Genomic DNA, 13,940 nt, shown 5'->3' with positions numbered 1-13,940 from the left:
ACTTTTCCGGATCATGCTCGGATCAGAATGCACCCAAGCGCTCGGCGAGAGCGAACAGCCAGAACAGCCCGGCCATCACAAGCGCGACGCCGACGGCGGCGGAGCCCATGTCCTTGACCCGCCCGATCTGCGGGTCGTGATCCATGGTCAGGCGGTCGGCGAGCTTCTCGATCGCGGTGTTGAGCAGCTCGATCACCAGCACCAGCACCACGGTCGCGACCAGCTCGACCCGGCGCATCACGGTGGCGCCGACCAGCCAGGCCAGCGGCAGCGACAGCACCAGCGCCACCACCTCCTCGCGGATCGCCTGCTCCGAGCGGATGGCGAATGCCAGCCCGTTGCGCGAGTTGATGGTGGCTCGCCAGAACCTCAGCAAGTCACTGCCCTCAAGTCACTGCCCCCAACTCGCCTGCCCCAAATCACAACCCCGCGGCGGCCGGCATCGGTTTGACCTTGCCGGCACGCTCCTGCTTCAAGAGCTCGGCGATCAGGAAGGCCATGTCGATCGACTGTTCGGCGTTGAGACGGGGATCGCAGACCGTGTGATAGCGGTCGTTGAGGTCCTCATCGGTGATGGCGCGCGCGCCGCCGATGCATTCGGTGACGTCCTGCCCAGTCATCTCCAGATGCACGCCGCCGGCATGGGTGCCTTCGGCCGCATGGATCTGGAAGAACGCCTTCACCTCCGACAGCACGCGGTCGAACGGCCGCGTCTTGTAGCCCGTGGTCGAGGTGATGGTGTTGCCGTGCATCGGATCGCACGACCAGACCACGACGCGGCCCTCGCGCTGCACGGCGCGGATCAGGCCGGGCAGATGGTCGCCGACCTTGTCGGCCCCGAAGCGGTTGATCAGGGTCAGGCGTCCCGGCTCGTTGTCGGGATTGAGGATGTCGATCAGCTTCAGCAGTTCGTCCGGCTTGAGCGACGGGCCGCATTTCAGGCCGATCGGATTCTTGATGCCGCGGAAATATTCGACATGGCCGTGATCGAGCTGACGGGTGCGGTCACCGATCCAGATCATGTGGCCGGAGGTCGCATACCAGTCGCCGGTGGTGGAATCGACCCGCGTCATCGCCTGCTCGTAACCGAGCAGCAGCGCCTCGTGGCTGGTGTAGAAATCGGTTGCGCGCAGCTCCGGATGGCTTTCGAGATCGAGGCCGCAGGCGCGCATGAAGTTCAGCGCGTCCGAGATGCGGTCGGCGAGTTCCTTGTAGCGGCGGGACTGCGGCGAATCCTTCAGGAAGCCGAGCATCCACTGATGCACGCTGCCGAGATTGGCGAAGCCGCCGGTCGCGAACGCGCGCAGCAGGTTCAGCGTCGCCGCGGATTGGCGATAGGCCATCAGCTGGCGCTGCGGATCGGGGATGCGCGCTTCCGCGGTGAAGGCGATGTCGTTGACGATGTCGCCGCGATAGCTCGGCAGCTCGACGTCGCCCTGCTTCTCGGTCGGCGACGAGCGCGGTTTGGCAAACTGCCCGGCGATGCGGCCGACCTTCACCACCGGCAGCGCGCCGGCATAGGTCATGACCACGGCCATCTGCAGCAGCACGCGGAAGAAGTCGCGGATGTTGTTGGCGCCGTGCTCGGCAAAGCTCTCGGCGCAGTCGCCGCCCTGCAGCAGGAAAGCCTCGCCCGCGGCCACCCGGCCCAGCGCCTTCTTCAGGCTGCGCGCCTCGCCCGCGAACACCAGCGGCGGAAAGGTCGCCAGCTGGGCCTCGACATCGGCCAATGCCTTGGCATCGGGATAATCGGGCACCTGCAGCACCTTCTTGGCGCGCCAGCTATCGGGTGTCCACCGCTCGGACATGAGGTCAACTCCTGAGCAAAAACCGCAACTTAATCGCGGGCATAAGGAAAGCCGGCTTATACACAGGCCTCCGTCCTCCCGCTAGAAGGATTCCTGCAATTCCGTCAAGCCCTTGCAAGAAAATCCGAATTCGCATTTGGTAGAGCATAGCATGAATGCCGGGGAAATCGCCGTGGCCGCCGCCGCGCTGGACGACGTTTTTAGCGACGACATCGTCGTGCCGGCCGCGGACGGCTATCCGCTCGCCGCGACGCTGTTCCTGCCCCGGGCTAAGAAGCTCCACGCCGTCCTGATCAACTCGGCGACCGCCGTGCCCCGCAAGGTCTATCGCGGCTTCGCCGGCTACCTCGCCCGCCGCGGCTCGGCGGTCCTGACCTACGATTACCGCGGCACCGGCGATAGCAGGCCGATGGCGGCGACCGGCCTGAACAAGCAGAAGTCGCTGGCCGGCTTCAAGGCCACGATGGCGGACTGGGCCGCGCTCGACACCACCGCCGCCGTGCACTGGATGCGCGAGCGCTACCGCGACCTGCCCTTTGCCTATGTCGGCCACTCCTTCGGCGGCCAGGCGCTCGGCCTGTTGCCGAACAACGCCGAGATCCCGCGCGCGCTCTTGATCGCCTCGCAGGCCGCGCATTGGAAGCTGATGGCCTCGCCCGAGCGCTACCGCGTCGTCGCCTTCATGAACGGCATCGGCCTGCCGCTGGCGCGCACGCTCGGCTATGTGCCGGGCTGGGCCGGCCTCGGCATGGACCTGCCGCGCGGCGTGTTCGAGCAATGGCGCGGCTGGGTGATGCGCGAACGCTATCTGCTCGACGATGCCACGCTGACGGCGCGCGAGAATTTTCCGAACTTCAAGGGCAAGCTCCGCGCGCTCACCATCACCGACGACACCTGGGCGACGCGGCCGGCGGTCGAACTGCTCTGCTCCGCGTTCACCTCGATCACGCCTGAGATCATCGCGATCAGTCCCGCGGACGCCGGCGTGCCGAAGATCGGCCATTTCGGCTTCTTCCGCAGCGAACACCGCGACGCCCTGTGGCGCGGCGCCGCGGAGTGGCTCGAGGCGGAGGGGTAAGGGCCACACTCTCCGCTGTCGTCCCTGCGAGAATGTGATCGCGTTGTCCGGGAGAGCAACTTTTAAGTGGGGATATGCGAGCCCTCTACCTTGGCAATCTGCATCCTATCGTCCCAAGCTTCGCGACCACAGAGGCTTTCGGGAGAGAAGAGTCGTGGCAGAAGCGGACACCTTCATCAAATTTAGCGATATCGTTATTGCCACCGCTACGCTGTTAGGGCCGATCTTGGCGGTGCAAGCCCAGAAGTGGCTTGAGGCAGGAAGAGAGAAACAGGCACGCAAACTCACAGTCTTCCGCACATTGATGGCGACACGCGCTACAGCACTCAGCCCTGCCCATGTGGAAGCGCTGAACGCTGTGCCTATCGACTTTTATGAACGTAAGAAGGTGGTGGACGTTTGGGAGGCCTACGTCCAGCATCTCAGCAGCACAGGACCCGCCAATGAAGTCTGGCAGCAAAAGCGCTCAGATCTATTGATTGATCTGTTGACAACCATCGGCAATGACGTCGGCTACAAGTTCAACTCGGCGCAAATGCACAACGTCTACTTCCCTCAAGGCCACGGTGCCCGAAACGAAGATGCTGACGCCATACAGATCGGCATGGCCGCGATATTGAGAGGGAAAGCCAGCTTCCCGATAGAGGTGAAAGTTGCGCCAGAGCTAGCCGCTCTCCAAGGGACTATACTGAAGGGCTTGGACAAGGTGGTCAACGAAGGCGGTACGCTGAACGTGAAGGTGCAATGATCTCCCGTGGAGGCAATGTCAGGCGCGTTGAGCTTCGCGCCCCAGGGATCGCCGCCCCGCGCCCTCACACCACCTTCCGCCCCGCAGCCGTCGCCGCATCCCCCGTATTCGGCGTTCCCGTCGGCTCGATCATCAACAGATGCACTTCTTCCCGCGCGACGGGGCGGTGCTCGACGCCCTTCGGCACGATGTACATCTGGCCTTCCGTTAGCGTGACGGTGCGGTCGCGCAGCTCGATGTCGAGCACGCCTTTCAACACCAGGAAGAAGTCGTCGGTGTCGTCGTGCTTGTGCCAGACGAACTCGCCCTGCACCTTCACCACCATGACGTCGCAGGCGTTGAATTGCGCGACGGTGCGCGGCGACCAGTGGTCGGAGAACGTCGACAGTTTCTGCGAGAGATCGATCGCGTCGCTCATGATGCCTCCGGGTCCGGGCCAGCTTGCCCGGCTCGTTAGCTCAGCGGCGCGACACACTCAATGCACGCCCCTCAACTTCGCCGGATATGGTGTCGGCTCGTTGTGCCCGTTGATATCGCAATGCGTTTCGCCGTTGGCGGCCTTGCGCTCCAGCAGTTCCCGTTCGGCCTTATACCAGAGCTGATCCATCTGGCCTCGCGGCTCGCCGGCGTCCTTCCACAGCTCGTAGGCGCGGGTCCGGATCTCCTGCTCGGTGGGACCTCTCATGGGCGGCTCCCTCAATTTGAGACATCAAACTGTTTGAGAGTGGAACAGCCAGCATAGCGCAAGGTTCCAAGGCGCGCGAGATGCCGCACTGCCAACAGCACGCGCCATCTGTGCACAAGCCCATGGCGCGGGCCATTGGCCTGAAACTGGACTTGATTTGAGCGAGCCCAAGGAAAGGCCCCAGCCAAGGGGGGCACGGGCTGAGGCCAAAGTTCTCACCAATGAAGTCGAAGCGTCACGCGATCAGCAGCCAGGCCACGCCGACGATGAGGGCGATGAACGACGCCCCGGCAAAGCCGAGGAAGCCGTAGTCCAAGCTGTCCATGTGATCCGGTCGGAACATGCCCGCAGTCTGAGCCCGTAGAGGCCCGGCAGCATTCACATATGCATGTCAGCAAGGGTGCCCTAATTTCTTCTGCATCGGAACGAATGGCCGCAGCGAAGGAGCATGTTCTGCGGCAACGCGCTCCATGTTGCGGCGGCAAGCTACCCCTTCGGAGGTATGAAACCTTTGCGGCTCCACGCAGACCAACCCTCATCAGGATTTTGCCACGACCCTCCTGGGGCTAGAGACAGCGCCGCTCGCAGGCATTTTAAGCGGGCGGCGTTGGGCTGTCAGGCAGGCCTCGTTTCCTGATCGAGGATCAGAGCCGGCTGCTTTGCGCGGACCATCCCTACTCCGCCGCCTGGCGAACGTGGCGCGCGGTCGGGGTGCGCATCGTCACCAGCTCTTCGGACGCGGTCGGATGCAGCGCGATCGTGGCGTCGAAGTCGGCCTTGGTCGCCTTCATCTTCACCGCGATCGCGACCGCCTGGGTGATTTCGGCGGCGGCATCGCCGACGATGTGGCAGCCGAGCACGCGATCGCTCGCGCCGTCGACCACGAGCTTCATCAGCACGCGGGTGTCACGGCCGGACATCGTCGCCTTGATCGGGCGGAAATCGGTCTTGTAGATGTCGACGTGGGCAAACTGCGCCCGCGCCTCCTGCTCCGTCAGGCCGACGGTGCCGACCTCGGGCTGCGAGAACACCGCGGTCGGGATCGTCGCGTGGTCGACCTGCACCGGGCGCTTGCCGAACACGGTGTCGGCGAAGGCATGGCCCTCGCGGATCGCGACCGGGGTCAGATTGGTGCGGTGGGTGACGTCGCCGACCGCATAGATGTTGTCGACCGAGGTCTTCGACCAGCCGTCGACCTGGATGCCGCCATTGGCGGGATTGATGGCGACACCTGCGCTCTCGAGCCCGAGATTGGCGACGTTGGGATGCCGGCCGATCGCGAACATCACCTGGTCGGCGGCGATGCTCGAGCCGCCGGATAGATGCGCGGTAAAATCACGGCCGTGCTTGTCGACCTTGGTCACCGTGGAGCCAGTGATGATGGTGATGCCGCGCTTCTCCATCTCGGCGCGGACATGCTTACGCACGTCCTCGTCGAAGCCGCGCAGGATGTTGTCGCCGCGGTAAATCACGGACACGTCGGAGCCGAAGCCGGCAAAGATGCCGGCGAATTCCAGCGCGATGTAGCCGCCGCCCTGGATCACGATCCGCTTCGGCAGCTCCTTCAGATGAAACGCCTCGTTGGACGAGATCACGTGCTCGATGCCGGGAACGGCCGGCCCGTGATTAGGCGCGCCGCCGGTCGCGATCAGGATGTACTTCGCCGTCACCTTCTCGCCGGTGGCGAGGCGGATGGTGTGGGCATCCTCCAGCACCGCACGGGTCTTCACGATCTTGGCGCCCGACTTCTCGACGTTGGTGGTGTAGGCGCCCTCGAGCCGGGCGATCTCCTTGTCCTTGTTGGCGACGAGGGTAGCCCAGTCGAACGAGACCTGGCCGATGCTCCAGCCGAAGCCGGCCGCATCCTCGATCTCCTGATGGACGTGGCTGCCGATCACGAACAGCTTCTTCGGCACGCAGCCGCGGATCACGCAGGTGCCGCCCATCCGGTACTCTTCGGCCACCATGACCTTCGCGCCGTAATTGGCGGCGATGCGGGCGGCACGGACGCCGCCCGAACCACCACCGATGACAAACAGGTCGACGTCAAACTCGGCCATGGGTACCTCTCTCTTCGACCTCGCCCCGCAAGCGGGGCGAGGTCACACGGAGCGCATCAGAGCGCTCGAAAACGCATTGGAAATCCTTAGATATCCTTGCCGCGCTTCTTCATCTCGGCCTTGAACTGGCCGTTGACGATCACGCCGAACTGCTGCGCCCACTGCTGCATATATTGCAGCGAGCCGTTGATTGCAGTGGGCTCCGCGGTCAAAAGCTTCTGGCCGAGCGGCGTCTTGTAGAACGTCACGAGGTCCTTGAGCTCCTGCTCGGTGAACTCGGCGGCGTAGATCTGCGCCATGCCGTCGCCGATCTCCTTCTCGCCGCCCGCGAACTGCTTGGCGACGATCACCGCGACCTCGTCGAGATCCTTCTGGTAGTTCAGGTACTGCTGCAGCAGGCCGGTCTTGGTCTTCTCGATGATTCCCGTAACGGCGCCGGAATACATCACCGCCACGTTCTTCATGGTCAGGATTTCCTTGGCGGCCGCGATCGCCGCGGGGGTCGACTGCTTGACCTTGGGCATGGGGGGCAATTGCTGCTGCGCCATGGCCGGTGCCGCCGCGAGCGCCAGTCCAGCCGCCAGGGCCGCTGCCGACAAAAGTCCCGAAAAACGCTTCATTCCAAGTCTCCTTGCTTGCGGCGCTATCGCCGTTCAACAACCCGAATTCCCTGTGCGCCGGCCAGGACGGCGACGCTGCCAAGCCCGATGAACAGGCCATGTTCGACCACGCCCGGAATGACACTGAGCAGACCCGCAAGACGCGGCGGGTCGCCGATCCGGCCGAGATGCGCATCGAGGATCCAGTGGCCGCCATCGGTGACAAAAACGTGACCGTCCTTGCCCTTGCGGATGATCATTTGGCCGGACACGCCGGCCTCACGGAACGCCCGCGCCATCGCGGCCTGCGTCGCGGCGAGCCCGAACGGGATCACCTCGACCGGCAGCGGGAAGCGGCCGAGCGTCTCGACCCATTTGCTGTCGTCGGCGATCACGATCATGCGATCACTGGCGGCCGCGACGATCTTCTCGCGCAGCAGCGCGCCGCCGCCGCCCTTGATCAGATTGAGCGCGGGATCGATCTCGTCGGCGCCGTCGATGGTGAGGTCGAGATGGTCGATCTCGTCCAGCGTGGTCAGCGGCACGCCGCAGCGGATCGCATCCGCCCGGGTCGCCTCCGAGGTCGGCACGCCGATCACCTTCATGCCGGCGCGGACCTTCTCGCCGAGCAACTCGACGAAGTGCTTGGCGGTCGATCCGGTGCCGAGCCCGAGCTTCATGCCGTCGCGCACCTCTTCGAGCGCGCGCGCCGCCGCCTGGCGTTTCAGTGCATCCATGTCCACGGCCGATAGCCCCTCGGTTGTCCGTTACGGGCGCGCCATCGGGCGGCCCGGCGGGCGCATATCTAGCCTCGATTCACGGACAGGAATAGCGCCATCCGTGCCCGTCTTTAGGCCGAAACGGCGTCCATCGCGGCCAAAATCGCCGCAAAACGGTCCTCGACCTCGGCTCTCATCCCAGGGTGGGTGAAAATGTAGAACTGGTCGTCGCGGATCGCGGCCAGCACCTTAGCAGCAACCAACGACGGGTCGAGACCGGCCTCCAGGCGGCGCGCGATCTCGGCGATGAGCGCGGCTGCGGGGCTGTCCGGAGCGTGCTGGCGCGGCGGGCCGTATTGCTCCGGGCGGTTGCGCCCGCTCTCGCCGATCCGGGTCTGCACAAAACTCGGACAGAGTACGCTGACGCCGATCCCGAGCGGCCTGAGCTGCATGGCAAGTCCTTCGGAGAGGCTGACGACGGCGAATTTGGACGCCGAATACGGGCTCAAGCCGAGCCCCGCATTCATGCCGGCCATCGACGCCGTGTTGACGATATGGCCGCCCTCGCCGTGCGCGCGGATGTGCGGCAGGAAGCTCCGGATGCCATGCACCACGCCCATCAAATTGACGTCGATCACCCAGCGCCAGTCGTCGACGGAGATCTGGTCGATGCCGCCGCCACCTGCGACGCCAGCATTGTTGCAGACGACATGGACCTTCCCGAAAGCGAGGAACGCGGCCTGCGCCGCGCCGTCGACGCTGCCGGGGTCAGAGACGTCGCACACCACGCCACGGACATCTGCGCCGCCGGCGCGCAGCGCAGCGACGGCCTGGTCGAGCGCGCCGGTTTCGATGTCGGCGAGCATCACCTTCATGCCCTCGCGCGCGAACGCGGTTGCCATGGCCAGTCCGATTCCGCTGGCCGCGCCGGTGACAAAAGCGGCTTTTCCGGCAAGTTCCCGCATCCGAGCCTCCTTTTTTGCGCAACGCTAGCATCTTCTCTTGCATCGTGCGGCCCTGCCCGATAGCGAGAGACAGATGTCCGCCTCCCCTCCCCCCATCATTGTGTTCGATCTCGACGGCACGCTGGTCGACACTGCGCCTGACCTGATCAGCGCGCTGAACCATGTGCTCGGCCGCGAGGGTCTGCAGCCGGTGCCGCTGTCGGCGGCGCGCAACATGATCGGCGCCGGCGCGCGCAAGCTGCTCGAGCGCGGGCTCGAGGTGGACGGACGCGTGGTCAGCCTCGCTGACCTCGATCGCCTGACCAAGGATTTCGTCGACTTCTACGCCGAGCACATCGCCGACGGCTCACGTCCGTTCGACGGGCTCGAGGCCGCGCTCGACCGGCTCGCGTCGAAGGGCCACCGCTTTGCGGTCTGCACCAACAAGCTGGAATGGCTGTCGAAGCTGTTGCTCGACCGGCTCGGTTTGGCGCCGCGCTTTGCCGCGATCTGCGGCCAGGACACGTTCGGCGTCGCCAAGCCCGATCCGGCGATCCTGCGCGAGACGGTGGCCCGCGCCGGTGGCCGGCTGCCCGGCGCCATCATGGTCGGCGACGCCGGCCCAGATGTCGGCGTCGCGCGGCGCGCCAACGTCCCGGTGATCGGGGTCGATTTCGGCTATACCGACGTCCCGATGACCGAGCTGAAGCCGGACCGGCTGATCAGCCATATGCGCGATCTGCCGGACGCCGTCGCCAGCCTCCTCGCGGCATAAATTCGCGGCATAAATTTTTCACAACACACTGATATCGCTTGGTAATATTTTGCCATGCGATTTTGCGATTAACCATCCTTTAACGAACAGGCCTCCCCCTGTTGCGCCTCTGTTCCGACGCCCCTATGGTCGGTTCGGGGATTGTGGCTGATTGCCGCAGTAGAGTGTGGATCATGCGTCGTATCATCGTGTTTGCGGCCGCCGGGCTGAGCCTGGCCGGCTGCTCCTCCTTCTCATTGGATTCGTTCAAGTCAGCGCCGCCGCCAATGCAGGTGCAGCTGGATTCGAACCCGCAAGGCGCCGACGCCGTGACGTCGATCGGACCGGGCTGCAAGACGCCCTGCTCCGTGTCGATCCCGGCGCCGGAGAGCAACTTCACCGTCACCTTCAACATGCCCAAGTTCCAGCCGGCGACGGTGCCGGTGACCGTGACCCGCACGCCGGGCGACTTCACCAGCCCAGCCACCACCACGCTCGATCCGAGCCCGGTGTTCGCCGAGTTGCAGCCCGCCGGTCCGCCGCCGCGCGCGCACAAGCCGCGGCCGAAGCGGAAGAAGCCGAAGCCGGCTGCTGCTGCTGCTGCGGCGCCTGCCGGCGCGCCGGACGCGGCGTTCCCCGCTCCGGCTGCCGCGCCGCCGGCCGCCGCGGCTCCGACGCGCTAGCAACTGCGCTCTTTGCACTGCACAAGAACCCGGCCCAAGGCCGGGTTTTTGGTTTTGGTCGAGACACATCGGCGATTGCGATCATGCATCGCGCGATATGGCTCACCTATCGCGCGCAATCAGCTTTGCATGTTGCGGATCATCCTTAGGGACGCATTGTGACGGCGCGCCAACATGCATAGATTGCGTGTACCGAGCCCGTGGCGGCTCGGTACACTGGGAACAGTCGCAAGGCTTAGGTTGCAGATTGGCTTGAAGGCTTGGGTTGAATGAACGGATCCACGCAGGCGCATTCCGACACGCTGTTTCGTCCGATGACCGATCCGTTCGGCCGGACCATCCGTTATCTGCGCGTCTCCGTCACCGACCGCTGCGACCTGCGCTGCTTCTATTGCATGTCGGAGGACATGACCTTCCTGCCGAAGGCCGATCTGCTGACGCTGGAGGAACTCGACCGTCTCTGCTCGGCCTTTGTCGCCAAGGGCGTGCGCAAGATCCGCCTCACCGGCGGCGAGCCGCTGGTCCGCCGCAACGTGATGGGTCTGGTGCGTTCGCTGTCGCGGCACCTTTCGACCGGCGCGCTCGACGAGTTGACGCTGACCACCAACGGCTCGCAGCTCGCGCGGTTCGCGCAGGAGCTGGCCGATTGCGGCGTGCGCCGCGTCAACGTCTCGCTCGACACGCTCGACCCCGTAAAATTCCGGGCCATCACCCGCTGGGGCGACATCGACAAGGTGCTGTCGGGCATCGAGGCGGCCCGATCCGCGGGGCTCGCGGTCAAGATCAACGCGGTCGCGCTGAAGAACGTGAACGAGGACGAGATTCCCGCGCTGATGGAATGGGCGCATGGCAAGGGCATGGGCCTGACCTTGATCGAAGTGATGCCGATGGGCGACATCGGCGAGGGCCGCATCGATCAATACGTGCCGCTGTCGCTGCTGCGCGCGCGGCTCGAGAAGCACTACACGCTGACCGACCTCGCGGACGACACCGGCGGTCCTGCCCGCTACGTCCGGGTCGCCGAGACCGGCGGCAAGCTCGGCTTCATCACGCCGATGACTCACAATTTCTGCGAATCCTGCAACCGGGTGCGGATCACCTGCACCGGCACGCTGCACACCTGCCTCGGCCATGAGGACGCTTCCGACCTGCGCCGGCCGCTGCGCGCTTCGCCGGACAATGATTTGCTGTCGGCAGCCATCGACCGGGCCATCGGACTGAAGCCGAAGGGGCACGATTTCATCATCGACCGCCGCCACAACCGGCCGAGCGTCAGCCGCCACATGAGCGTGACCGGCGGCTAGTCTGCCGCCCTCTCCCGACGCCTGCGTCGTCCCCCGATTACCAAGGCGGGACAACGGTTTGCCGTGGCGTCAATTTGCCCATTTTCCGATTGACGGCGTTCCACGGCGCTGATTTGGTGCCCCGGCTTTCACGCTAGCCAGGCCGGACAGGCCGCTGCCCCGTCGGCGACCGCCGACGATCCGGCAGCCAAGAACGGCGGAAGCGCATTTCGGGGGAGGATGAACGTTTGCAACTGCTCCTGAAAGTGAGCCGTGGCTCCGTGCGCGTATGCGCGGCGGCCAGATGATGCTTGAAATATTCGGCGCGCCGATGGCGCGGCCACGGAGATCTTGATGCGCCCATTGTTGGCACTCAGTACGGCCATCGACCGACTGAACGAGAAGATCGGCTACATCTGCAACCTGCTCGTGCTGATCGCCTGCCTGGTCAGCGCCGGCAATGCCATGATCCGCTACGCGTTCAGCTACTCCTCGAACGGCTGGCTCGAGGCGCAGTGGTACATGTTCGCGATCCTCGTGATGTTCGGCGCCTCCTACACCTTCAAGCGCAACGAGCATGTCCGCGTCGAGATACTCTATCTGATGCTGTCCGAGCGCGGCCAGCTCTGGCTCGACATGATCGGCACATTGTTCTTCCTGATCCCGGCCTGTCTGCTGCTCGCCTATCTGTCCTGGCCGTTCTTCTACCAGGCCTATGCGGTCGGCGAGATGAGCGGCAATGCCGGCGGCCTGCTGCGCTGGCCGATCAAGTTCGTTATCCCGTCCGGCTTCGTGATGCTTGCGTTGCAAGGCGTCTCAGAGGTGATCAAGCGGATCGCCGCGCTGCAGGGCTATGTGACCATCGACGCGAAGTATGAGAGGCCGACGCAATGATCACGCTGGAGATGATGCCGCCGCTGATGTTCGGCGGCCTGATCATTGCAATGCTGATCGGCTATCCGGTGGCGTTCACGCTCGCCGCGGTCGGCCTGTCGTTCGGGTTCCTGTCGATCTATCTCGGCTTCTTCGACCTCAACTTCCTGCAGGCGATCCCGGGCCGCATCTTCGGCAGCGTGCTGTCCAACGAACTCCTGCTCGCGATCCCGTTCTTCACCTTCATGGGCGCGATATTGGAGAGATGCGGGCTCGCCGAGGACATGCTGGATTCGATGGGCCAGTTGTTCGGCCCGATCCGCGGCGGCCTCGGCTATTCCGTGATCATCGTCGGCTTCATCCTCGGCGCCATCACCGGCACGGTGGCGGCGCAGGTGATCGCGATGGCGCTGATCTCGATGCCGGTGATGATCCGCTACGGCTACAACATCCGCTACATCACGGGCGTGCTCGCCGCCTCCGGCACCATCACGCAACTTGTCCCGCCCTCTCTCGTCCTGATCGTGCTCGCCGACCAGCTCGGCAAGTCGGTCGGCGACATGTATCTCGGCGCCTGGGGCCCGTCGGTGTTCCAGATCCTGCTGTTCGCCGGCTACACCTTCCTGCTCGGCATCTTCAAGCCGAGCCACGTGCCTGCGGTGCCGATCGAGGCCCGCACGCTGACCGGCTGGGCGCTGTGGAAGAAGTGCCTGCTCGGCATCATCCCCTCCGCCGTGCTGATCTTCGTCGTGCTCGGCACCATGATGATGGGTCTCGCGACCCCGACCGAAGCCGGCGCCATGGGCGCGGTCGGCGCCATCGTGCTCGCCGCGATCCACCACAAGGATTTCAGCGCGGCCGGCCGCAAGGTGCTGATCGTAGGCGTGATCGCCGGCGGCATCGGCACCATCATCGCGATGCTCTACACCGAGAACCTGATCTTCAAGCTCGCCTTCGCGATCACCTATCTCGCGGTGGTGTGGATCTGCATCGAGGCCGTGAAGATCCCGGACCTGCGCGACCTGATCAAGCAGGGCTACGAGACCACCATGCGGATCACCTGCATGGTCACCTTCATCCTGATCGGATCGACCTGCTTCTCGGTGGTGTTCCTCGGCGTGTCCGGCGGCACCTGGCTGGAGCACCATCTGACCTCGCTGCCCGGCGGCGTCTGGGGCTTCCTGATCTTCATCAACCTGTTCATCTTCTTCCTGGCGTTCTTCCTCGACTTCTTCGAGATCGCCTTCATCATCCTGCCGATGATCGCGCCGATCGCGCAGAAGGTGCTGGCACCCGTGGTCGGCCCCGATGCCGCGCTGATCTGGTTCGGCGTGATGCTCTGCGTCAACATGCAGACCTCATTCCTACACCCGCCGTTCGGCTTCGCACTGTTCTATCTGCGCGGCGTGGCGCCGAAGGAAGTGAAGAGCTCCGACATCTATTGGGGCGCAATGCCCTGGATCGGCCTGCAGGCGATCATGGTGGCGCTGGTGATCGCATTCCCAGTCGTCGTCACCGGCCTGCTCGACAAGCCGCTCGATGTCGACCTCAACAAGGTCAAGATCGAGGTGCCGCAGATCGAGCTGCCGCCGCTCGATTTCGGCCAGCCGAAGCAGTAGCCGGCATTCGGCCTCATTCAGGCATGTCTCGCGGGAGCGAGGCATGCTGCGGCTGTTGACGGCGGCCAAGCAGCCTGTGAATAGACG

General features: G+C 64.6%; 15 protein-coding genes. 7 read left to right on the top strand and 8 right to left on the bottom strand.

The annotated features are described in order from the left end of the window. Positions 1-22 precede the first annotated feature (22 nt). Together QDT69_RS33830 and QDT69_RS33825 are read right to left on the bottom strand one after the other, a co-directional pair. Positions 23-376, bottom strand: a complete 354-nt coding sequence (locus QDT69_RS33830; protein WP_076860555.1) for a diacylglycerol kinase — start codon at positions 374-376, stop codon at positions 23-25. 43 nt (positions 377-419) lie between these two features. Beyond that, positions 420-1,808 (bottom strand): 3-deoxy-7-phosphoheptulonate synthase class II, encoded by a 1,389-nt coding sequence (locus QDT69_RS33825; RefSeq protein ID WP_050418746.1) that lies wholly within the window; start codon positions 1,806-1,808, stop codon positions 420-422. 151 nt (positions 1,809-1,959) lie between these two features. Here QDT69_RS33825 and QDT69_RS33820 point away from each other — a divergent pair, with 151 nt between their 5' ends. Both QDT69_RS33820 and QDT69_RS33815 read left to right on the top strand, forming a co-directional pair. Then, positions 1,960-2,886, top strand: coding sequence for an alpha/beta fold hydrolase (locus tag QDT69_RS33820; RefSeq protein ID WP_279710804.1), 927 nt, complete (start codon positions 1,960-1,962; stop codon positions 2,884-2,886). A 154-nt stretch (positions 2,887-3,040) separates the two neighbouring features. Further along, a complete protein-coding gene (locus QDT69_RS33815) occupies positions 3,041-3,634 on the top strand; it encodes a DUF6680 family protein (RefSeq protein ID WP_279710803.1) in 594 nt (197 codons plus the stop codon). Positions 3,635-3,698: 64 nt separating this feature from the next. Here the strand turns inward: QDT69_RS33815 and QDT69_RS33810 are convergent, their stop codons facing one another. The 6 genes from QDT69_RS33810 to QDT69_RS33785 form a co-directional block, all read right to left on the bottom strand. Next, positions 3,699-4,052, bottom strand: a complete 354-nt coding sequence (locus QDT69_RS33810; RefSeq protein WP_279710802.1) for a cupin domain-containing protein — start codon at positions 4,050-4,052, stop codon at positions 3,699-3,701. 57 nt (positions 4,053-4,109) lie between these two features. Beyond that, positions 4,110-4,319 carry a DUF2934 domain-containing protein gene (locus QDT69_RS33805; RefSeq protein WP_050421816.1) on the bottom strand — a complete coding sequence of 70 codons (210 nt, stop codon included), beginning with the start codon at positions 4,317-4,319 and terminating at the stop codon, positions 4,110-4,112. 674 nt (positions 4,320-4,993) lie between these two features. Continuing rightward, entirely contained in the window at positions 4,994-6,379 is a 1,386-nt protein-coding gene (gene gor, locus QDT69_RS33800) for a glutathione-disulfide reductase (protein ID WP_279710801.1), read from the bottom strand. An 86-nt stretch (positions 6,380-6,465) separates the two neighbouring features. Beyond that, on the bottom strand, positions 6,466-6,999 hold the full coding sequence (locus QDT69_RS33795; RefSeq protein WP_279710800.1) for a DUF2059 domain-containing protein: 534 nt from the start codon (positions 6,997-6,999) through the stop codon (positions 6,466-6,468). 23 nt (positions 7,000-7,022) lie between these two features. Continuing rightward, positions 7,023-7,721, bottom strand: a complete 699-nt coding sequence (gene rpiA, locus QDT69_RS33790; protein WP_279710799.1) for a ribose-5-phosphate isomerase RpiA — start codon at positions 7,719-7,721, stop codon at positions 7,023-7,025. Positions 7,722-7,828: 107 nt separating this feature from the next. After that, a complete protein-coding gene (locus tag QDT69_RS33785) occupies positions 7,829-8,662 on the bottom strand; it encodes an SDR family NAD(P)-dependent oxidoreductase (protein ID WP_279710798.1) in 834 nt (277 codons plus the stop codon). A gap of 73 nt (positions 8,663-8,735) precedes the next feature. Between QDT69_RS33785 and QDT69_RS33780 the strand changes: the two genes are divergently transcribed. From QDT69_RS33780 to QDT69_RS33760, 5 genes are all read left to right on the top strand, one after another. Next, on the top strand, positions 8,736-9,416 hold the full coding sequence (locus QDT69_RS33780) for an HAD hydrolase-like protein (RefSeq protein WP_279710797.1): 681 nt from the start codon (positions 8,736-8,738) through the stop codon (positions 9,414-9,416). Positions 9,417-9,589: 173 nt separating this feature from the next. Continuing rightward, positions 9,590-10,078 carry a hypothetical protein gene (locus tag QDT69_RS33775; RefSeq protein ID WP_279710796.1) on the top strand — a complete coding sequence of 163 codons (489 nt, stop codon included), beginning with the start codon at positions 9,590-9,592 and terminating at the stop codon, positions 10,076-10,078. 269 nt (positions 10,079-10,347) lie between these two features. Further along, positions 10,348-11,382: a GTP 3',8-cyclase MoaA gene (moaA, locus tag QDT69_RS33770; protein WP_279710795.1), complete on the top strand. Its 1,035-nt coding sequence runs from the start codon at positions 10,348-10,350 to the stop codon at positions 11,380-11,382. Between the two features lie 333 nt (positions 11,383-11,715). Further along, positions 11,716-12,255, top strand: a complete 540-nt coding sequence (locus QDT69_RS33765; RefSeq protein WP_279710794.1) for a TRAP transporter small permease subunit — start codon at positions 11,716-11,718, stop codon at positions 12,253-12,255. Continuing rightward, a complete protein-coding gene (locus QDT69_RS33760; protein ID WP_279710793.1) occupies positions 12,252-13,853 on the top strand; it encodes a TRAP transporter large permease subunit in 1,602 nt (533 codons plus the stop codon). The genes QDT69_RS33765 and QDT69_RS33760 overlap by 4 nt, the downstream gene beginning before the upstream one ends. Positions 13,854-13,940: the final 87 nt, after the last annotated feature.

It is taken from the genome of Bradyrhizobium sp. CER78 (genome assembly GCF_029846235.1).
Taxonomy (GTDB): domain Bacteria; phylum Pseudomonadota; class Alphaproteobacteria; order Rhizobiales; family Xanthobacteraceae; genus Bradyrhizobium.
The sequence above is the reverse complement of the archived record's forward strand: the minus strand, read 5'-3'. Positions and strand labels throughout refer to the sequence as shown.